The organism is Pseudomonas sp. Fl4BN1 (genome assembly GCF_009908285.1).
Lineage (GTDB): Bacteria > Pseudomonadota > Gammaproteobacteria > Pseudomonadales > Pseudomonadaceae > Aquipseudomonas.
In genome coordinates, this window is the sequence record NZ_JAAARM010000034.1 from 41,816 (window position 1) to 62,311 (window position 20,496).

Annotated in this window: 18 protein-coding genes and 1 pseudogene; 11 read left to right on the forward strand and 8 right to left on the reverse strand. The window is 62.8% G+C overall.

Annotated features, from left to right (window positions below; all coding sequences use genetic code 11):
• Positions 1–11: 11 nt before the first annotated feature.
• From GV818_RS27425 to GV818_RS27440, 4 genes and pseudogenes are all read left to right on the forward strand, one after another.
• Positions 12–1,130, forward strand: a pseudogene (locus tag GV818_RS27425) (alginate O-acetyltransferase); the annotation flags it as partial.
• A 219-nt stretch (positions 1,131–1,349) separates the two neighbouring features.
• Positions 1,350–2,006 carry an alginate O-acetyltransferase AlgF gene (locus GV818_RS27430; RefSeq protein ID WP_161778018.1) on the forward strand — a complete coding sequence of 219 codons (657 nt, stop codon included), beginning with the start codon at positions 1,350–1,352 and terminating at the stop codon, positions 2,004–2,006.
• Positions 2,007–2,221: 215 nt separating this feature from the next.
• Positions 2,222–3,673, forward strand: a complete 1,452-nt coding sequence (locus GV818_RS27435; RefSeq protein WP_161755392.1) for a mannose-1-phosphate guanylyltransferase/mannose-6-phosphate isomerase — start codon at positions 2,222–2,224, stop codon at positions 3,671–3,673.
• 364 nt (positions 3,674–4,037) lie between these two features.
• Complete coding sequence (locus GV818_RS27440; RefSeq protein WP_161755394.1) at positions 4,038–4,313, forward strand: short-chain dehydrogenase; 276 nt, start codon at positions 4,038–4,040, stop codon at positions 4,311–4,313.
• Between the two features lie 610 nt (positions 4,314–4,923).
• On the opposite strand, the gene GV818_RS27445 is transcribed toward GV818_RS27440, so the two are convergent.
• Positions 4,924–5,508 (reverse strand): putative adenosine monophosphate-protein transferase Fic, encoded by a 585-nt coding sequence (locus GV818_RS27445; protein WP_161778019.1) that lies wholly within the window; start codon positions 5,506–5,508, stop codon positions 4,924–4,926.
• The gene (locus tag GV818_RS27450) at positions 5,501–5,980 is read right to left on the reverse strand and encodes a YhfG family protein (RefSeq protein WP_178125139.1); all 480 of its coding nucleotides are present in this window, start codon (positions 5,978–5,980) and stop codon (positions 5,501–5,503) included. The genes GV818_RS27445 and GV818_RS27450 overlap by 8 nt, the downstream gene beginning before the upstream one ends.
• Positions 5,981–6,381: 401 nt before the next feature.
• Between GV818_RS27450 and GV818_RS27455 the strand changes: the two genes are divergently transcribed.
• Together GV818_RS27455 and GV818_RS27460 are read left to right on the forward strand one after the other, a co-directional pair.
• Positions 6,382–6,846, forward strand: a complete 465-nt coding sequence (locus GV818_RS27455) for a multidrug transporter (protein ID WP_161778021.1) — start codon at positions 6,382–6,384, stop codon at positions 6,844–6,846.
• Positions 6,847–6,883: 37 nt separating this feature from the next.
• Positions 6,884–7,708 carry an SDR family oxidoreductase gene (locus GV818_RS27460; protein ID WP_161778022.1) on the forward strand — a complete coding sequence of 275 codons (825 nt, stop codon included), beginning with the start codon at positions 6,884–6,886 and terminating at the stop codon, positions 7,706–7,708.
• A 46-nt stretch (positions 7,709–7,754) separates the two neighbouring features.
• On the opposite strand, the gene GV818_RS27465 is transcribed toward GV818_RS27460, so the two are convergent.
• Positions 7,755–8,150, reverse strand: coding sequence for a DUF3592 domain-containing protein (locus tag GV818_RS27465; RefSeq protein ID WP_161778023.1), 396 nt, complete (start codon positions 8,148–8,150; stop codon positions 7,755–7,757).
• Between the two features lie 273 nt (positions 8,151–8,423).
• Here GV818_RS27465 and GV818_RS27470 point away from each other — a divergent pair, with 273 nt between their 5' ends.
• Together GV818_RS27470 and GV818_RS27475 are read left to right on the forward strand one after the other, a co-directional pair.
• The gene (locus GV818_RS27470) at positions 8,424–9,422 is read left to right on the forward strand and encodes a hypothetical protein (RefSeq protein ID WP_256667419.1); all 999 of its coding nucleotides are present in this window, start codon (positions 8,424–8,426) and stop codon (positions 9,420–9,422) included.
• A gap of 270 nt (positions 9,423–9,692) precedes the next feature.
• Positions 9,693–10,718 (forward strand): sel1 repeat family protein, encoded by a 1,026-nt coding sequence (locus GV818_RS27475; protein WP_256679541.1) that lies wholly within the window; start codon positions 9,693–9,695, stop codon positions 10,716–10,718.
• A gap of 474 nt (positions 10,719–11,192) precedes the next feature.
• Here the strand turns inward: GV818_RS27475 and GV818_RS27480 are convergent, their stop codons facing one another.
• From GV818_RS27480 to GV818_RS27495, 4 genes are read right to left on the reverse strand one after another with little or no spacing between them, the layout of a single operon-like run.
• Complete coding sequence (locus GV818_RS27480; protein WP_161778025.1) at positions 11,193–12,053, reverse strand: efflux RND transporter periplasmic adaptor subunit; 861 nt, start codon at positions 12,051–12,053, stop codon at positions 11,193–11,195.
• Positions 12,054–12,063: 10 nt separating this feature from the next.
• Complete coding sequence (locus GV818_RS27485; RefSeq protein WP_007930063.1) at positions 12,064–12,264, reverse strand: DUF1656 domain-containing protein; 201 nt, start codon at positions 12,262–12,264, stop codon at positions 12,064–12,066.
• The gene (locus GV818_RS27490) at positions 12,254–14,461 is read right to left on the reverse strand and encodes an FUSC family protein (protein ID WP_161778026.1); all 2,208 of its coding nucleotides are present in this window, start codon (positions 14,459–14,461) and stop codon (positions 12,254–12,256) included. The genes GV818_RS27485 and GV818_RS27490 overlap by 11 nt, the downstream gene beginning before the upstream one ends.
• A gap of 11 nt (positions 14,462–14,472) precedes the next feature.
• Positions 14,473–15,984: an efflux transporter outer membrane subunit gene (locus tag GV818_RS27495; protein ID WP_161778027.1), complete on the reverse strand. Its 1,512-nt coding sequence runs from the start codon at positions 15,982–15,984 to the stop codon at positions 14,473–14,475.
• A 265-nt stretch (positions 15,985–16,249) separates the two neighbouring features.
• Here GV818_RS27495 and GV818_RS27500 point away from each other — a divergent pair, with 265 nt between their 5' ends.
• The 3 genes from GV818_RS27500 (at position 16,250) to GV818_RS27510 (ending at position 19,395) form a co-directional block, all read left to right on the forward strand.
• Positions 16,250–17,218 (forward strand): LysR family transcriptional regulator, encoded by a 969-nt coding sequence (locus tag GV818_RS27500; RefSeq protein WP_161755417.1) that lies wholly within the window; start codon positions 16,250–16,252, stop codon positions 17,216–17,218.
• Between the two features lie 582 nt (positions 17,219–17,800).
• Positions 17,801–18,778, forward strand: a complete 978-nt coding sequence (locus GV818_RS27505) for a 2-hydroxyacid dehydrogenase (protein WP_161778028.1) — start codon at positions 17,801–17,803, stop codon at positions 18,776–18,778.
• A 248-nt stretch (positions 18,779–19,026) separates the two neighbouring features.
• The gene (locus tag GV818_RS27510) at positions 19,027–19,395 is read left to right on the forward strand and encodes a hypothetical protein (RefSeq protein WP_161778029.1); all 369 of its coding nucleotides are present in this window, start codon (positions 19,027–19,029) and stop codon (positions 19,393–19,395) included.
• A 55-nt stretch (positions 19,396–19,450) separates the two neighbouring features.
• Here GV818_RS27510 and GV818_RS27515 read toward each other — a convergent pair whose 3' ends face one another.
• A complete protein-coding gene (locus GV818_RS27515) occupies positions 19,451–20,353 on the reverse strand; it encodes a DMT family transporter (RefSeq protein WP_161778030.1) in 903 nt (300 codons plus the stop codon).
• Positions 20,354–20,496 lie beyond the last annotated feature (143 nt).

Sequence of the window (20,496 nt, forward strand, 5' to 3'; positions counted from 1 at the left end):
GGGATCTGCCCATGACCCGCTCATTACGTGTGTTCTACATCGCGCTGTTCCTGGTGACCCTGCTGGTCCTCGGGCTGTGGTCGGCGCGCAGCTTCTTCGGCTTCAGCACCAACAATGACGCCACCGTGCTCAACGGGCGCTGGGCCAAGGCGGTGGAAACCCACTACGACGACCAGTTCCCGATCAAGCGCCTGGGCACCAACCTCTGGGCCGCCCTGGACTTCAAGCTGTTCAACGAAGGCCGCCCGGGGGTGGTGCTGGGCCGCGACCAGTGGCTGTACAGCGATGAAGAGTTCAACCCGGTGGTCAACGAGGAACTCAACCTGCAGGGCAACTACGCCCTGGTGGAAGGCGTGCGCCAGACCTTGAAGGCGCACGGGGTGAAACTGCTGATGGCGATCGTTCCGGCCAAGGTGCGCCTGTACCCGGAACACATGGACGAAGTGCGCCCGGCGCGCATTCACGCCAACCTCTACCAGGACTTCCACGCCCGGGTCGCCGCCAACAAGATCCTCGCCCCCGACCTGCTAGGGCCCCTGCAACAGGCCAAGCAGCAGGGCCAGCAAGTGTTTCTGCGCACCGACACCCACTGGACCCCGGCGGGCGCCGAAGTCGTCGCCCGCCAGCTGGCCCAGACCATCGCCGCCAAGACCCCGCTCAGCGGCCAGCCGCAACGCTTCGTCACCGAAACCCAGGAGACCGTGGAGCACCAGGGCGACCTGCGCCGCTTCCTGCCCCTGGACCCGCTGTTCGAGAACCTGATGCCCGCCGAAGAGCCCCTGCAAAAGCGCGTAACCCGGGCCAGCGACGAACAGCCGGCCGCCGACGACGCGCTGTTCGCCGACCACGAAGTGCCAGTGACCCTGGTGGGCACCAGTTACAGCGCCAACCCCAGCTGGAACTTCGTCGGTGCCCTGAAACAGGCCCTGCACAGCGACGTGCTGAGCTACGCCGAAGACGGCCACGGGCCGATCCTGCCGATGCTCAGCTACCTGAAAAGCGACGACTTCAAGAACCACCCGCCCCAGGTGCTGATCTGGGAATTCCCTGAACGCTATCTGCCGGTGAACAACGAAATCGGCGACGCCGACCCGCAGTGGGTCGCAGAGCTCAAGCAAGCCGGTGCTCAAGCCGGGCCGAGTAGAAGCGTCGCGAGCGAAGGCAAGACAAGGCAAAAACAGGCGAGGACGCGGAGTTTACGAGCTGTAAATGAGCAGTCCGAGCCTGTTTTTAACGCTGGATTGCCGAGCGCAGCAACTTCTACCCAGCCCGGCCAGCAAAACCTAGCCAACAACACCCCGAAATCCGAGACGCCCGATCGGGCGCAAAACTGAAAAGAGGTAACACTCATGACTGTCATCACTACTCCTCGCCGTCTCGCCCAAGCAATCACCCTGGCTGCCGGCATGAGCGTCCTGTCCCTGTCCGCCTTCGCCGGTGGCGATGCCGCGCTGTACGGCCCCACCGCGCCCAAGGGCTCGACCTTCGTGCGCCTGTACAACGCCAGCAACAGCGAAGTCAGCGCCACGGTGGGCAGCACCAACGTCAACGACGTCGCGCCCCTGGCCAGCAGCGACTTCAGCTTCATGCCCGGCGGCGACTACAGCGCCAAGGTGGGCAGCCAGAGCGTGCCGGTAAAACTGGCCGCCGATCACTATTACACCCTGGTCAACAACGCCAGCGGCCAGCCGCAACTGATCGAAGAACCGCCGTTCAAGAACAAGCAGAAGTCCCTGGTGCGGGTGCAGAACCTCAGCGACCAGGCCCTGACCCTGAAGACCGCCGACGGCAAGACCGACGTGGTCAAGGCCGTGGCGGCCAAGGGCCGCGGCGAGCGCGAAATCAACCCGGTAAAGGTCAGCTTCGCCCTGTATGACGGCGAGAAAAAGGTCAGCGACCTCAAGCCCGTGGCCCTGGAGCGCGGCGAAGCGGCGGTGCTCTACGTCACCGGCAACGGCAGCAGCCTGTCGCCGGTGTGGGTCAAGCGCCCAGTCTCCACCCGCTAACGAATTTCCGGATGCACGCCGCACCCGCCGCCTCTCGTAGGAGCTGGCTTGCCAGCGAAGGCGCCCTCAAGCCCGACACAAGGCTCAAAGGCCCCTTCGCCGGCAAGCCGGCTCCTACAGGGGGCAGGCAACGCATCCGGGCACGCAACAAAAACAAGAGTGAAACGACAGAACGCAGTAGCTCTAACCCATACGATGTTTGAAGGAGTAACAACATGATTCCGGTGATCTTGTCAGGTGGTAGCGGCTCACGTCTTTGGCCGCTTTCGCGCAAGCAATTCCCCAAGCAGTTCCTCGCCCTGACCGGCGAACACACTTTGTTCCAGCAGACCCTGGAGCGCCTGGTGTTCGAAGGCATGGACACCCCCATCGTGGTCTGCAACAAGGACCACCGCTTTATCGTCAACGAGCAGTTGGCCAACCGTAACCTCGAATCCCAGCGCATCCTCATGGAACCCTTCGGCCGCAACACCGCGCCCGCCGTGGCCCTGACCGCGATGATGCTGGTCAACGAAGGCCGCGACGAGCTGATGCTGGTGCTGCCCGCCGACCACGTCCTCGACGACCAGAAAGCCCTGCAACGGGCCCTGGCCCTGGCCACCGTGGCCGCTGAGCGTGGCGAAATGGTGCTGTTCGGCGTACCGGCGACCAAACCGGAAACCGGCTACGGCTACATCAAGTCCAGCCACGACGCCCTGCTCCCGGAGGGAGTCAGCCGGGTCTCGCACTTCGTTGAAAAGCCCGACGAAAAACGCGCCACCGAGTTCGTCCAGGCCGGCGGCTACTTCTGGAACAGCGGCATGTTCCTGTTCCGCGCCAGCCGCTTCCTCGAAGAGCTGAAGAAACACGATCCGGACATCTACGACACCTGCCTGCTGACCCTGGAACGCAGCCAGCAGGACCCGGACACCGTGACCATCGACGAAGCCACCTTCGCCTGCTGCCCGGACAACTCCATCGACTACGCGGTGATGGAAAAGACCCAACGCGCCTGCGTAGTCCCGCTGACCGCTGGCTGGAGCGACGTGGGCTGCTGGTCGTCGCTGTGGGACGTGCATGAAAAAGACGCCAACGGCAACGTCAGCAAAGGCGACGTGGTGATCCAGGACAGCAAGAACTGCATGATCCACGGCAACGGCAAGCTGGTGTCGGTGATCGGCCTGGAAAACATCGTCGTGGTGGAAACCAAGGACGCCATGATGATTGCCCACAAGGACAAGGTCCAAGGGGTGAAACAGATGGTCAACACCCTCAACGAACAGGGCCGCAGCGAGACCCAGAACCACTGCGAGGTCTACCGCCCGTGGGGTTCCTACGACTCGGTGGACATGGGCGGGCGCTTCCAGGTCAAGCACATCTCGGTCAAGCCGGGGGCCTGCCTATCTTTGCAGATGCACCACCACCGCGCCGAACACTGGATCGTGGTCAGTGGCACCGCCGAAGTCACCTGTGACGAGAACGTGTTCCTGCTCTGCGAGAACCAGTCCACCTACATCCCGATTGCCTCGGTGCACCGCCTGCGCAACCCCGGGAAGATCCCGCTGGAGATCATCGAAGTGCAATCGGGTAGCTATTTGGGTGAAGACGATATCGAGCGGTTTGAGGATATCTACGGGCGTTCTACTCCGGTGGAGCGTGGCGTTTCGGTGAAGACCATAGCTCAGTAACAGCGGCAAGTTTCAAGCAAGAGCAGCCGTAAGCTTCAAGCGGCAAGCTGCAAGTAAAAGCAGGGAGTCGTGCTAGCAAGACCTTTGTGCTCCCCCGTTCCAGGTGCCTGCGTCCCCTATCCGCAGGCGGTTGGACAGGGGGATTTTTTTCAGAAGCAGGGGCAAGTGGCAAGCTTCAAGCAGCAAGCCAGATCAACAGCCATCTGTGGATACAAAAGGTCGTTCAAGGCTACACATATCGGGTTGACCGCCCTCTTCTCGCTCCCTATCCTCGCGCCTGTCACGACTCATTCGTGATCGAGGTTGACGGCTCGGTTGTTTTCTCAGGAACGCAGTTTCCAACACTGTTTCTTTGGAGCCCACCATGGCCGACCGTATCGCGTTAACCAGCAACGAATCCTCCACCCCCACCCTGTTTATCGACACCCGAGCGCCCTTGGACGAACTCCATGCCAGCGCCGCCTACCGCATCCTCGCGGTGACTCAACTGATGGAAAGCATCGTGCACATGGACAGCCGCCACGCCGATGCCACCGACCTGACACAGATCGCTCACGCCAGCGCCATTCTGTTGCGCGATGGTTGTGATCTGCTGGATGTGTTGGGTCGGCGGATTCGTGGTAGTCAGTCCCTGAACTAAAACGCCCCGTGATCGTTCCCTCCTTCAAACGCGGGGGAACGATCTGCAAGCCTATCCCCTCTCCTTCATCTCCAACCCCACCTCATCGATCACTGTCGCGCCCCTCTGCACCACAAAATGCACAGCCCTGCGAAGGGAGGCAGCCGTACGCGGATTGGTCGGCCGGAGATACAGGCACCCGGCAGGGACGAAGCCCTTCCACGCACAGCTGCCATTGCCCGAATACACAGGTGCACAACGAGCTTGCAATAGCGAAATGGGGCGCTGCAGCAGCTATCAAAACGGGTTACCAAGCGAAGGGGTGGCAGCTGCGTGCAGGTTGGTAAACCGGAGATACAGGAGCCCGGCAGGGACGAACCCTCCCACGCACAGCCGCCATTGCACGAGTGAAATACGGCGCTGCTGCGCCTGGATCAGAACGGGTTACCAAGAGCCCGGTGGTTGAATGGACAGCGACGCTCAAAGGCTAGTCCGGGTTCGATACGGAGCAACGACAAAGGCGTCGCAGTTTATGTCCAAGTCACTTGTGTTGGGAATGTTCAGGATGGCGGGAAGCCGTAGCACACTAGAACCCGCAGGCCACTACGGCCAGTTCCGATAGGGGGTGTTATTAGGCGGTGACGATGCGCTTGAAGATGTCCGCCATGGGCGCGTAGTTCACATGGACACCATTAATATTCGCTTCAAGCCACTCACCCTGGCTGACCTCTTGCCAGTCCAGTTCGTAACCGGCCGATAGCGCAAGGTGTTCAAAGAAAATCCGCTGAACCCTGCCATTGCCCTCGCGAAACGGATGGATCATGTTCAGCTCGCAGTAGAACTCCGCCAACTTTTCACAAAAGTCGTTTCGTTCAAGTCCACTCAACCAGTTGTTTTCTTGAAGCTCGGAAAAAATCTTGAGTGCTGCAACCTCGATTCTTCCGCAGTGACAGAAACGGGTTCCGCCCTTGGAGATATCAACATTCCTTATTTCTCCCGCCCAGGCATAAAGATCGGAGAACAACTGTCGATGCAACAGCTTGAAACTTTCCAGGCTGTAGGGTGGGGCGACATAGCGAACCCTGTTGACCGTCAGCGCGGTGATTTCCCTCTCTGCGGCCTCAAGGGCTGCCATTTCCTGGATATTCAGCTTGTTTTTAAGCACTGAGGATGCGGGGTAGCAGTAATGATCATGAGAGGCGTCGTACTTATCCATTCAACGGTCTTCCATGCTTGGCCAGGATTTTTTCCAAAGACGCTTTTTCGTCGAAGACAGGTATCTCTATACCTTCCAGTCTTGAGCTGCTTATAAAGTTTTTTAGCTTCTTCTGCTCAAAACGCTCATAAGGATCGAACTCCGGGCGGGTTGAACCTTTCGACAACTGATTCAAAGCTGCCCTGAGCTCGGTAAAATTCCTTGCGGTGATCTGGAAGCCGATCCTTTTTGAAACTTCATGCCGTACAGCCGGATATGGCTGCGCATTACTGATATCACGTGCGCACTCGCGGCCCTCTTCTGCCAGGGCGCCTAGAAGCCTTAAACGCAAAAACAAGGAGTTCCATCCATTGGCCCCCAACTTCAAAAAAAGCTGAGCTTCGACAAAGTGCTTTACCTCAAGAAACTTCCCCAGTCTCTTAAGATCGCTAACCTGTGCAGTTTGCAAGATCTGCTGCAGTGATACGTCCATCATCGCCCCATGACTTTTACCAAAGCCCGAAAATTATACACCCCATGGATCGCCGTCGCGGACCAGTCTCACCCCTTCCACCACCACTCTTCGCAGTCGAAACCGGGCCCCTAATCCTTCAGCCAGGATGTTCCTCGATAGATTTTTGAAGAGCTGAGAGCCTGAGCACTCTCCGATACTGGCAGGGAGTTGGAGCGCGCCTGCCGGCTGCTCAGGAAGACATCGGAGTGGACCACATGATGTCCACTATCCCCCTAAAACCGCGTTAACAGACCTTCTATTGTCCCTACCAGACAAATGAAAACCAGCTCTGCGGATAAAACCCATCGCAACCATCATCCATCGCCAACCCCACCTACGCTTAGGTAGGATGTCCCCTCCTTTTCCCCGAGGCTCGCGTCATGTTCATCGGCGTTCTGCTGGTCATCACCTGGCTGATCCTGCTTCTGCGCTACCCCGCCAAAGCCCTTCCCGTGTCCCTGGCCGCCGCTTTCGGCCTGGCCCTGGTGGCCTGCTGGGTGGTCTGGCTGGACAACCGCGAAGCCCAGCAACTGGCGCGCCTGGAATTGCGCCTGACCTACGCCCCGGAACATTGCCCCGCCGACCGGCCGTTGCAGGTCAAGCTCAATAACGGCAACAAAGTGCCCCTGATCGAGCTGCGCTGGCGGGTCGCTGCCTATGCTCCGGGGGACACGGTCAACCTCGCCGATAACCAGTACAGCGCCCCGCGCTACCGTGGCCCCGGCGAGTTGCAGGCCGGCGCCAACTGGCAGGACTGTCTGCCGCTGCCACCGCTGCGCCCGGGCTATCGCCCGCAAACCCTGGAGTTTCGTGCCGAACGTTTACAAGGTAGCTTCTCCCACTGATTCGCCCCTCCCCTCACCCCAGCACAAGGACCGCGCCATGCCCGTAGCGTTGATCACCGGTTGTTCCAGCGGCATCGGCCGCGCCCTGGCAGACACCTTCAAGGGCGCCGGCTTCACCGTGCTCGCCACCGCCCGCAAGGCCGAGGACGTCGCCACTCTGCAAGCCGCCGGCTTCACCGCGGTGCAGTTGGACGTGAATGACGGCCCGGCCCTGGGCGCCCTGAGCGAAGAGATCAACCAGCAGTACGGCGGCCTCGATGTGCTGATCAACAACGCCGGCTACGGCGCCATGGGCCCACTGCTGGACGGTGGCGTGGAAGCCATGCAGCGCCAGTTCGAAACCAATGTGTTCTCGGTGGTCGGGGTGACCCGGGCGATGTTCCCCGTGCTGCGTCGCAGCCGTGGCCTGGTGGTGAACATCGGCAGTGTGTCCGGGGTGCTGGTCACCCCCTTTGCCGGTGCCTACTGCGCCTCGAAAGCCGCGGTGCACGCCTTGAGCGACGCCCTGCGCATGGAGCTGTCGCCGTTCGGCATCCGGGTCATGGAAGTGCAGCCCGGGGCCATTGCTTCAAGTTTTGCCAAAAACGCCGGGCATGAAGCCGAACAGTTGCTCAACGAACAATCGCCCTGGTGGCCGCTGCGCGAGGGCATCCGCTCCCGGGCCAAGGCCTCCCAGGACAAGCCGACACCGGCCAGCGAATTTGCCGCCGGCTTGCTCAAGGCCGTGCAACAGGACAAGCCGCCACGCCTGGTGCGCCTGGGCAATGGCAGCCGTGCCTTGCCGCTGCTGGCCCATCTGCTGCCCAAGGGTTTGCTGGAGAAGGGCCTGATGAAGCGCTTCGGCCTGGGGGCGAAGCTGTAAGCGCCTTCGCCGGCAAGCCGGCTCCTACAGCGCTATTCAATAGCGATCAAAGCTCCAGAATCGACACCCAGCAAGCCAGGGCCATTCCCAGCAGCGCCGCGGCGAGGATCAGATCGTCCCAGGTGTCGGCAATCACTTCCTCGGGAGCGGCGGGGTTATAGAAAATCCCCACCTCAGCGCCCGGCTTTATCCCGGAAAATGTACCGTTGAACTCATGCTTGACCAGCACTCCCCCGGCAGTCGCAAACTCGACCGTGACGCTCGAACGGTAGCTGGTACCCCCTCTCGAACCGGCCACTTGCTGGCTCGAAGCGCTGACCACCTTAGCAACGCCGTGCAACCCGCTCACCCGCAGATGGAAAAAATCATAGGCAACGCTGGCCGCACCCGCAGCGCTGCCCAGCACTATGATCAACAGCAAAAACTTGGCGACGTACTTCACCCCAGCGTTCCTTGCGCGCTCGAACAGCCGGCGAATATATAGCGGCGAAGAAACCATCAGCAACTGCCGACACCGCCGGCCAAGGCCTTGCTCATCCTGTAGCTGGCGCTGCGCTTTTCATTGTGCACTCAACGGATGCCGGTAAAATGCCCCACCCTTGAGGCTTGCCAAAGCCCTCAACAAGCCGCATGGAATCGCTGGCGAACGGCTGAAATCCCCCCGCGCCCTCCTTCCATGCTCACCGCTACTCAATCGTCGTTCAGGGAATCCCCATTGAAGTTGCGCAACGTACTGCCATGGATCATGGCCACAGCACTGCTCGGCTGCGGCGCGCCGTCGCCAGACGAGGAGCTCAACGCCACCTTGCCCAAGGTCAGCCTCAACGAGCTACTGCCACCGGCGGTGGCCAACGAGCACTGCAACCCGGACCTGGACAGCGACCTGCTGTATGGCATCGGTTACCAGCTGTACAACGACAATCAATCGGCAGAAGCCCGCAACTGCCTGATCATGGCCGCGCCCACTCACGACCGGGCCCTGTGCTACCTGGCGAGCATCGCCGAGCAGGACAGCAGCAAGGACAGCGCCGAACGCGACCGTGAAGCCTTTGGCTACATGGCTTACTCGGCACGCAAAAGCGACGCTTGCGCCGAGTTCGGCATGTTCCAGAACTTCACCTTCGGCATGCGCGGGCAGACCCCGGATACGGCCCTGGGCCTGCGCTGGCTGGAGCGTTCCGCACGCCACGGCGATACCGATGCCCAGCAAACCCTGGTGCGCCTGCACAATAACAAGGGCAATCTGCCGCTGGCCTACAGCTGGGCCAGGGTCCTGGACGATACGGCGAAGACCGAGGCCTTGAAGCAGAAGATGAACCCGCAACAGATCAGCGAAGGCGAACAAGGCTACGAACAACTGAGCAAGAGCGTGACCAGCCAGGACAGCGTGCGCAAGGAGGCTCGGGAGGAAAACATCGCGGTGTACACGGCGAACATCCATATGGAGTACCCCGAGACGTTCAAGGGCATGTCCGTAGCCGATCGACATGCCTTCATGGAACAGGCTGTAGCCACGGTGAGCGCCCGGCCCGAGTTCAGCACCCGTGGCCAGCTGTACGCCTATGTGATGCTTGCCCGCAAGGCCCAGTTGCAGAAGGCCGGTGTCGACGTGCTGCAGAACCCGCAGATTTTGCAGGTGCTCAGCGACCCAGAGTTGGAAGTGGCCGATATGCTGAAAAAGGCCGAGGTGATTCTCGGCCAGGCTGCCCCGTAACCCCGCCTTCACCGTAGGAGCCGGCTTGCCGGCGAAGAGGCCCGCGAGCCGAGTGCAAACCTTGCGATTGCCTTCGCTGGCAAGCCAGCTCCTACAGCGGTGGTGCGCTTCCGATTGTGCCCCCTCGCATTCCCAGTAGAATGCGCGCGCAGCATGGAATCGCTGGCGTCGACACCCAAGCACGGAATGGCTAATGCTCCACCCTCTGCCGTCCCGTCCCAGCCTGATTTCATGCGCGTCTTTTTTCATTCGCCGATCAGGGAATACCCATTGAAATTGTTCAACGCGCTGCCACTGGCATTGGCTGTCTTGCTGGCGGCCTGCGCCTCCACGGCTCCGGAAAACACCGGACCGAAAGTCCCCGAACTGAATGACACCCTGCCCAAGCTGACCCTGGAAAGTGTCTTGCCCAAGGTGACGCCCAACGAATACTGCAACCCATCCATGGATGCCGATCTGCTGTACGGCACCGGTTACAAGCTGGACGAGGCCGAGGACTACAAGAACGCCAAGAGCTGCTTCGCCATGGCCGCGCCGCACTACACCCGGGCCTTCTGCTACCTGTCCACCACCACCGATCAGGAAACGGACAAGCCCAAGGCCGAGCGCGACCGCGAGTCCTTCAACTACATCGCCTACTCAGCCTCGCAAAACGACTGGTGCGCCGAGTACGGCATGTATGCCACCTACTGGTTCGGCGACAAGGACATCCCCAAGGACCGGGACCTGGCCCTGCGCTGGCTGGAGCGCTCGGCGCTGCACGGCAACCCGGAGCCGCAGCAGAACCTGGCCGACGCCGCCGAAGAATCCGGCGACCTAGTGAAGGCCTATGCCTGGCTGAAGATCATCGACAATACCGAAGACACCAGCCAACTGGATGCCTTGAAAGGCAAGATGAGCCCGGAGCAACTGGCCGAAGGCGAACAACGCTTTGCCGACCTCAAGAAGCGCGTGACCAGCAAGCAAGTGATGTACGACGAGGCGCGGGATGAGGAAGTGGCGATTTTCTCCGCCGAAATCCATTTCGATATCCCCGACCTGTTCCAGGGCATGACCACGGCCGAGCGCCAGGCCTTTGTCAAAACAGCGATTGCCGATGCCCGGGACAGCGGCCAGTTCAAGCTGCATTACGCGGTGACCCAGTACATCATCGTTTCGCGCCTGGCCCAGCAGCGTTACCCCGGCGTCGACATCCTGCAGAACCCGAAGCTGGTGGCCGCCATCAACCACATTAACGACGGCTTGGAAGCCACGGCGAAAAAGTCCCTGGCGATCATGCAGAAAAGCTACAAATAACCGCGCGCCCCACCGTCGTAGGAGCCGGCTTGCCGGCGAAGGGGCCCTTGAGTCTTGCATCGCCTGGGCCGGCGCCTTCGCTAGCAAGCCAGCTCCTACAGCAGTCAGATAGACCGTGCAGCTCCCCGTAGGAGCCGGCTTGCCGGCGAAGAGGCCCTTGAGTCTTGCATCGCCTAGCCCGGCGCCTTCGCTGGCAAGCCAGCTCCTACAGCAGTCAGACAGACCCTGCAGCTCCTACAGCAGTCAGATAGACCGTGCAGCTACCCGTAGGAGCCGGCTTGCCGGCGAAGAGGCCCTTGAGTCTTGCATCGCCTGGGCCGGCGCCTTCGCTGGCAAGCCAGCTCCTACAGCAGTCAGACAGACCGTGCAGTTCCCTGTAGGAGCCGGCTTGCCGGCGAAGAGGCCCGCGAGACATGCATTGCCTGGGCCGACACCTTCGCTGGCAAGCCAGCTCCTACACATGCCAGATCGCGCCTATTGAGACTCCTGGTTGACGACGACGGTACAGGTGATGCCGGCCGCCAGCAGTACGCCGTCCGGCACTTCGTCGATGTGGATGCGCACCGGCACACGCTGGGCCAGGCGCACCCAGTTGAAGGTCGGGTTGACGTCGGCAATCAGTTCGCGGCTTTCCGGGTTGTCGCGGTCGTAGATGCCGCGGGAAATGCTTTCCACGTGGCCCTTGAGCACTTCGCCACTCATCAGTTGCATGTCGGCCTTATCTCCCACGCGCACGTGGGGCAGCTTGGTTTCTTCGAAGAAGCCATAAACCCAGAACGAGTTCATGTCGACCACCGCCATCTTCGCCTCGCCAATGCGTGCATAGTCGCCGCGGTGCACGTTGAGGTTGGTGACGTAGCCGTCCACCGCCGCCCGTACCTGGGTGCGTTTGAGGTTGAGTTCCGCCGCTTCCAGCTGGGCCTGGGCGTGCTGGTAGTCGGCCAGGGCCGAGTCGGCGATGTTGCCGGCGTCGTCGCGGTTTTCCTTGGAGATCACCAGGTTGTCCATGTCGGCGCGGCGCCGGGCGTTGACCTTGCGCATTTCCCAGGTGGCCTTTTTCGACGCCACCAGGGATTGCGCCTGCTTGACCGCGATCTGGTAGTGCTCGGGGTCGATCTGCATCAGCAGATCGCCCTTGCGCACCAGTTGGTTGTCCTTGACCGGCACGTCCACCACTTCGCCGGTGACGTCGGCGGCGACGTTGATGATGTCCGCCCGCACCCGACCGTCACGGGTCCAGGGGGTGTACATGTAGTGCTCCCACAGGGTGCGGCCGATCCACAGGGCCAGGGCCAGCACGAGCAGGGTGGCGAGCAGGCTGAAAAACTTTTTCATCGCGGGGGTCTCAACGGTAGACAGTGAGCGCCATGGCGCCGAACAGACAGCAGAACAGGCTCAGGCGCAGCAGCGCCGGGTGCCAGAAGAAGCGATACAGGTCGTAGCCGGAAATGAACCGGTCCAGGGCCCAGGCCAGGGCCGCGGCGATGAAGAACATCAGGGTCATGGTGGGCATGTAAACGCCGTGGAAGGCGATTTCACGAGGCATGTTCAAGTCCTTGGGGTGCAGGCAGCGCCGGCTTGGCCACGGCATAGGCCGCCAGCGGCGATTGCGGGTCGAGCAGTGAGGTACGGATGAAGTGCAGGTAGCTCTTGACCCGGCGCAGGGCCGAAGTGTCGAAGTGCGGGGCGAAGGGTTCGTCGGTGGCCTGGACCCGGCTGATCGCGTGGTCCACGGCGATCAGCCCACGCTCCAGGTTGCTCTGGCTGGGCTGCAGGAACAGCCGCACCAGGGAGCGGCCCATGACCCGGATCGCCTGGCGCCAGGGCTGGGATTCGGCATAGGCCGGGTGCACCGGAAGAATCGCCTGTTCCTTGCGCAGCTCGATGATCGCGTGGCCGACTTCCAGCACCACGAACATCCAGCGCAGCAGCTCGCTCTGCACCTTGGGCTGGCCCACCGCTAGGCCATAGGCCTGGTGCAGCAGGTCGCGGGTGCGGCTCTCGAAGCTTGAGGCCAGGCCCTTGAGCTTGCCGCTGATGGCGTACACCACCTGGCCGCGCAGGTCCTGCTCCAGGCGCCGCCACAGCCAGCGGCTGTTGGGCGGCAGGATGATCGCCCCGGCCGCGGCGCAGACCAGCATGCCCATGACCATGGCGATGTAGTCGTTGATAAAGGTGTAGGGGTTGTAGACGGTCAGGTTGTCCGGCACCGAACCGGTGCTGAAGAAGATCAGCAGCCCCAGGCCGACCCCGGCGTACTTGGGCCGCGAGGCCAGGAACGAACCGAGCACGATCACCGGCGCCAGCATCAGGCACAGCAGCGGGAAGCCGTCGATCCAGGGGAACACGAAGAACATTTCGACGAAGCCCACCAGGGCGCCGATGAAAGTCCCGCAGGCCATCTGGAAGGCCATGCGCTTGGGGTTCGGCGTGGCAGCCGAGAGGCCGATGGTGGCGGCGGCGATCAGGGTCATGGTGGCGCCACTGGGCCAGGCGGTGGCCACCCAGTAGCTGCCCAGCACCACCAGCACGAAGGCCGCGCGGATGCCCGAGGCGGCGCAGGCCAGCCAGTTGGTCTGCGGGGTGTAGGGCTCGTCCCAGCGCTCGCGTTCGTGGCTGTGGTCGGCCAGGGAGGCGTGGGTCTGGGCGTAGCTGTGCATCTCGTCGACGAAGCGGTAGAGCAGCTCGTAGGCGGTGTGGAAATCCAGCTGCTCGGCGTCGCTCGGTCCGCTCTCCTGGAAGGCCGCCCGCAGGCTGCGCACCCGCGCCGGCAGCTCGGCCTTGTAGGCCGCCAGGGCCGTGGCCAGGCGCGCCGCGTCGGGGCTGGTCAGGGCGCGGCCGGAGAAGCCGTCGAGCAGTTCTGCCAGGTCCTGCAGGCCGGGCTTGATGGCCGCCACCACGTGATCGGTGCCGCTGCTGCGCAGGCGTTCAAGCAACTGGTGCAAGGCGTTGAAGCGCGTGGTGATGCCCATGAACTCGCTGTTCAGGCGGCTCAGGCGGCCATTGCGCCGGCGCATGTGCGGGTCTTCGAACACGGTGACGCTGCGCAGCCCTTCCAGGCCCACGGCCTCGGCGATGAAACGCACGTTGCTGGTTTCGAAGCTGTCGCGCTGGCTGCGCCCGCGCAGGCCGTCGGTGACGAACAGGGCGAACACCCCGAAGCGCTGGTACAGGGCGTTGCGCATGGCGGCGCTGGCGGTTTGCGGCAGGATCGCGGCGCTGACCAGGGTCGAGCAGAGAATCCCCAGGGAAATCTCCAGCACCCGCCACACCGCCGCCATGAAAGCGCCTTCCGGGTGGGCCAGGGCCGGCAGGCCGACCATGGCCGCGGTGTAGCCGGCGAGGACGAAACCGTAGGCGCGAAAGTTGCGATAGCGCGCGGCACCGGCCGAACAGATGCCGACCCAGATCGCCAGGGAACCGAGGAACAGCTCGGTGTTCTGGGCGAACAGGGCGATCAGCGCCACCATCACCGCCGAGCCGGCCAGGGTGCCGAGAAAGCGGTAGAAGCTCTTGGCGAACACCTGGCCGCTCTGCGGCTGCATGACGATGAACACGGTGATCATCGCGGTGCGCGGTTGCGGCAGTTCCAGGCGCATGGCCAACCACAGGGTGAGGAACGCGGCGGCCAGGACCTTGAAGATATAAACCCAGGTCACGCCGTCGCTGCGCGCCCAGTCGAAGAAACCCCGGCGCCATTCAAGGGAGTACAGCCAGCGCAAAGGGGCGGGCAAGGAAGTCATGGGAGCCTGCTTCAGTGGTCGAACACGGCCAGGGCCGCGGGAGTCTTGGGTGCCTCAAGGCGGTCTTGCGTGGGGACGTCGCGGCCGGCTTCAAGCCCGCCGCCCAGGGCCGTCACCAGGTCCGCCTGGACCGTCAGGCGCGCGGCCTGTACCTGCTGCTGGATCTGCTGCTGATGGAACAGCAGGCTCTGGGCGTTGAGTACGTTCAGGTAGTCGGTCAGGCCGCGCTGGAAGGCCACGGTGGCGATGTCGTAGGTCTTCTGCGCAGCGGCCACCGACTCGGCGGCAAAGGCTTGCTGCTTGTCCATGGACTCGCGGCGGATCAGCTGGTCGGAAATGCTTTTCAGCGCGTCCACCAGGGTCTGGTTGTACCGGGCCACAGCCAGGTCGTAGCCGGCCGCGGCTTCACCCAGCTGCGAGCGCAGGCGCCCGCCATCGAAGATCGGCAGGCTGATGGCCGGGCCGACGTTGTAGTTGAGCTTCTTGCCGGTGAGGAACTCCAGGGCCCCACCGCCGGTGGCCATGAACCCGATGCTGCCCACCAGGTCGACGTTGGGGTAGAAGCCAGCGTGGGCCACATCGATGCCGCGAGCCTGGGCCGCCACTTGCCAGCGGCTGGCGACCACGTCCGGGCGCTGCCCCAGCAGTTCGGCGGGCAGGGCCGAGGGCAGTTTCAGCGCCGCGCCCAGGGACAGCGTCGGCCGCTGCAACTGCGCGCCCTCCCCCGGGCCCTTGCCGGCCAGGGCCGCCAATTGGTTGCGGGTCAGGGCGATTTCTTCGTCCAGGGCATCCAGCTGGCGATGGGTTTCCGGCAGCGGCGCCTCGGCCTGGCTGACTTCGAAATGGGTGCCGAGGCCGCCGTCCAGGCGCCGTTGCGCCAGTTCGAGAATCTGTTGCTGTTGCTTCAAGGTGGCCTGGACCACGTCGCGCTGGGCGAAGTGCAGGGACAGCTGGATATAGCTGCGCACCACATTGTTCACCAGTTCCAGCTGCGCTTGGCGGGCTTCGGCCACGCTCATGTGGGCCAGGTCCACGGCGCGCTCGGTGCTGTTGCTTTCCCGCCCCCAGAGGTCCAGGGCATAGCTGAAGCCCAGGGCGGCGTTGTTGTCCCAGGTGGTGGAGTTGGCCAGGGCACCGGGACCGTAGAACTGATCGGTGGGCCAGTTGTGGCGCTTGAGGGTGGCGTCACCCTTGACCTGCAACGACTCGGCCGACTCGGCGATACCGGCCAGGGCCTTGGCCTGACGCACCCGCGCGGCGGCCATGGCCAGGCTCGGACTGCCGTGCACGGCGAGGCTGATCCAACGGTTCAGTTGCGGGTCGCCGTAAGCCTGCCACCATTGCGCGCTGGGCCAGTGGGCGTCCTGCGCGGCGGTCTTGATCGCCTCGTCGGTGGCCAGGGTGTTGGCGGGCAGGGTCTTGCCTTGTGGGGCAATGCCTCCGGTTCCGATGCAGCCGCTGATGGTTAACGATAAAGCCCAAACACTGAGGGTCTTGAGCCCTCTGCTGATGCGACGCGGCACTGCTGCGAATTCCTGAGATCGGGGGAGAGTATTTCTCTCGTAGGAGCTGGCTTGCCGGCGCAGCGATACGCCTGCTACACCGCGTTGCGCGGATCGCCGGCAAGCCGGCTCCTACGGATCGGCGCAATTCTAGGGGGCGGCCGTTGCGGCGATAAGCTGGGATTCCTGTGAATCTTTGTTACCGTAAACGCGATAATCCCTTGGTCGTCTATCCAAGCCCCCGTAACTTCGTGTCACAATTTGCAATCTCCCTAGAGAGCACCCCATGGACACCTTGCAAAACATGCGCGCCTTCTGTTGTGTTGCCGAAGCCGGTAGTTTCACCGCCGCCGCGGTGCAACTGGACACCACCACAGCCAACGTTTCGCGCGCCGTCTCCAATCTTGAGGCGCACCTGCAAACCCGCCTGCTCAACCGCACCACTCGACGCATCGCCCTGACCGAAGCCGGCAAACGCTACCTGCTGCGTTGCGAGCAGATCCTGGCTTATGTCGAAGAGGCCGAAGCCGAAGCCAGTGACGCCCATGCCCGTCCCGCCGGCCAGTTGAAAGTGCACACCATGACCGGCATCGGCCAGCACTTCGTGATCGATGCGATTGCCCGCTACCGCAAGTCGCACCCGGACGTGACCTTTGACCTGACCATGGCCAACCGTGTGCCGGACCTGCTGGACGAGGGCTACGACGTGTCCATCGTCCTGGCCAGCGAACTGCCGGACTCGGGCTTCGTGTCCCAACGCCTGGGGATCACCTACAGCATCGTCTGCGCCTCCCCGGCCTACGTGAAAGCCAACGGCGCCGCGCAAAAGCCCAGCGACCTGCTGAACCATGCCTGCCTGCGCCTGGTCAGCCCGGTGATTCCACTGGAGAAGTGGACCTTCGACGGCCCGGAAGGCCAGGAGATGGTCACCATCAACAGCTCGCCGTTCCTGGTGAACTCTGCCGATGCGATGAAGACCGCGATCATCAGTGGCATGGGGGTTGGCGTGCTGCCGGTGTACGCCGCGATCGAAGGCCTGCGCAACGGCACCCTGGTACGGCTGATGCCCAAGTACCGCTCCCAGGAGCTGAACCTGTACGCCATCTACCCGTCGCGCCAGTACCTGGACGCCAAGATCAAGACCTGGGTCGAGTACCTGCGCGGCTCGCTGCCGGAGATCCTCGCCGCGCACCAGGCGGAGCTGGCGGCCTACGAGCTGAGCGGCAGCCTGACCGGCGCCCGCCTGGCCAATTGACCCGAGGGGCGACCTCGCCAACCGCCCCCTGTAGGAGCCGGCTTGCCGGCGAAGAGGCCCGCACGCCTTGCACCAGCCTCGAAACCGCCTTCGCTGGCAAGCCAGCTCCTACGAGGCGACGCGTTGCGCACTCCGTCCTCCTGCCTCCTCTTGTAGGAGCCGGCTTGCCGGCGAAGAGGCCCGCACGCCTTGCACCAGCCTCGAAGCCGCCTTCGCTGGCAAGCCAGCTCCTACGAGGCGACGCGCTGCGCACTCCGTCCTCCTGCCCCCCTCCCGTAGGAGCCGGCTTGCCGGCGAAGAGGCCCGCACGCCTTGCACCAGTCTCGAAGCCGCCTTCGCTGGCAAGCCAGCTCCTACGAGGCGACGCGTTGCGCCCTCCGTCCTCCTGCCTCCCTCCCGTAGGAGCCGGCTTGCCGGCGAAGAGGCCCGCATGCCTTGCACCAGACTCGAAACCGCCTTCGCTGGCAAGCCAGCTCCTACGAGGCGACGCGCTTGCGCACTCCGTCCTCCTGCACCCTTTGGCGGCGGCGGCAAAAATGTTAGCTTGCTTGGCATTCTCCCCGCCTGACGAGCCTTCACGCGATGAAAAAGACTGTACTTGCCTTCAGCCGCATCACCCCCGAGATGACCGAACGCCTGCAGCAGGACTTCGAGGTCATAGTGCCCAACCCCAAGCACGGGGATATCGCTGCGCAGTTCAATGAAGCCCTGCCCCAGGCCCACGGCCTGATCGGCGTCGGCCGCAAGCTGGGCCGGGCGCAGTTGGAAAACGCCGCACGGCTGGAAGTGGTGTCGAGCATTTCGGTGGGCTACGACAACTATGACCTGGCGTACTTCAACCAACGCGGGCTGATGCTCACCAACACCCCGGACGTGCTCACCGAAAGCACCGCCGACCTGGCCTTTACCCTGATCATGAGCAGTGCTCGACGGGTCGCCGAACTGGACGCCTGGACCAAGGCCGGGCAATGGCAGGCCAGTGTCGGCCCGGCGCTGTTCGGCTGCGATGTGCACGGCAAGACCCTGGGGATCGTCGGCATGGGCAACATCGGCGCCGCCGTGGCCCGGCGTGGGCGCCTGGGTTTCGGCATGCCGATCCTCTATAGCGGCAACAGTCGCAAGACGGCCCTGGAACAGGAACTGGGGGCGCAATTTCGCAGCCTCGAGCAGTTGCTGGCCGAGGCGGATTTCGTCTGCCTGGTGGTGCCGTTGAGCGAAAAGACCCAGCACCTGATCAGCCATCGCGAACTGGCGCTGATGAAGCCGAGCGCGATTCTGGTGAACATTTCTCGCGGCCCGGTGGTGGATGAAGCGGCGCTGATCGAAGCGCTGCAGAAAGGCCAGATCCGTGGCGCCGGGCTGGATGTCTACGAGAAGGAACCCCTGGCGGAGTCACCGCTGTTCCAATTGAAGAACGCCGTGACCCTGCCCCATGTCGGCTCGGCCACCACCGAAACCCGTGACGCCATGGCCGAGCGCGCCATGAGCAACCTGCGCAGCGCCCTGCTGGGCCAGCGCCCCCAGGACCTGGTCAACCCGCAAGCATGGAAACCCCTGTAGGAGCCGACAACCCGGCCCACCGGACAAACCCCATCGCGGGCAAGCCTCACTCCTACGACCGCACATGCCTCTGTAGAAGCGAAACCTGCTCGCGATGAACGAAAACCCGGATCACCAGTCAGATCGCCTAGCCCGCCTGGCGAACGCGCCGGTCCCTACAATGTCCGCCAACGGCCAGTGAATATCCGCCAGTAGCTCTCCGGCGAGGCAATGCGCACAGACTGGCCAATCCATAAATGAGGTCCTGCATGAAGTTGAAATACGTGCTCCTGGTCCCGGCTTTCTTCCTCGCGGCCTGCGATCAACAAGCGCCAACGGAATCGCTCAATACCCCAGTCAAGTCCCCGCTGATGGTGGCTTTGGAGTCCATGGGCAGCCACTTCCAGCAAGAACCGAGCAATGTGATCGTGAATCAGAAAGTCGCCGGCGAGTCCCCGACAGAAGCGCTGGTCGAGATCGAGGAATCAGGGTTGATGGATGATTCGGTGTTCGCGGAAAAAACCATTTTCAGCCTGTCGATCGAGAACGATCGCTGGTCCGTGATCGACAAGACGACCCAGGTGAAATGCTACCCGGGCCGGGGCCATCAGGAATATTCGTCCGATCCTTGCCAGTAGCTCTCCCATCGCCACAATCGCCAGCAAGCCAGTTCCTGGAGGCCGCTTTGGGGGATCAGGCCAGCTTTCCGGAGCTGGCTACTGCCAGGGGCTTGGGCTTGCGAAACACCAGTACGTTACCCAGCATCACCAACACCAAGCCGGCCAGCGCTGGGGTGGTCCACTGGTAACCTTCGACAAACGCCGAAACGTTCAGCGCCACCACTGGGAACAGCACGGTGCAATACGCTGCGCGCTCCGGCCCCATGCGCCCGACCAGGGTCAGGTAGGCAGTGAAGCCGATCACCGAACCCGGAATCACCAGGTACAGCAGCGAACCGATGTAGCGCGTGTTCCATTCCATCTCGAAGGGAATGCCCTGGAACAGGCAGTAGATCGACAGCATCGCCGCGCCATAGGCCATGCCCCAGGCATTGGTGCTCAGTGGCTTGAGCCCGGCCTTCTGCTGCAGGCTGGAAAGCATGTTGCCTGCCGAGAAACACAAGGTGCCGAGCAAGGCCAGGCCCAGGCCAAGCAAGGTTTGCGGGCTGGCGCTGTGGCCCACCAGTTCCGGCCAGAACAACAGGCCCAGCCCAAGCAGGCCCAAGCCACCGCCCAGCAACACGTTGCGGGCGATTTTCTGGCCAAAGAACACCCGGGCGTTCAAGGCGTTCCACAGGGTCGCGGTGGAAAACACCACAGCCACCAGGCCACTGGGAATCCACTGGCTGGCGTGCAGGAAACACATGAAGTTGATGCAGAACAGGCACACCCCCTGGGCCAGGCAGATCAGGTGTCCACGGCGATTCATCACCTGCAGCTTGCGGGTCACTAGCAACAGGACGAACAGCACCAGGGCCGCCAGGGCGAAGCGATAAACAATCGACACCGCAATCGCCACCACCCCCAGTTGCAGTTTCAGGGCGATCCAGGTGGTGCCCCAGATCAGCACGGTGAGCAGGTAAAGCGATAGGTTCATGGCGCGACTCCTCGATAAGGAGCACAGTTTCCAACCATCGACGGCCAGTGCGCTTGCATAAACTTGCGCTTTTTATCGGCCCCGGGCAGGCAGCGCGGGCGCTACGGAGTAGGATGCGAAACACCGGCCACCGGACCTTTTGT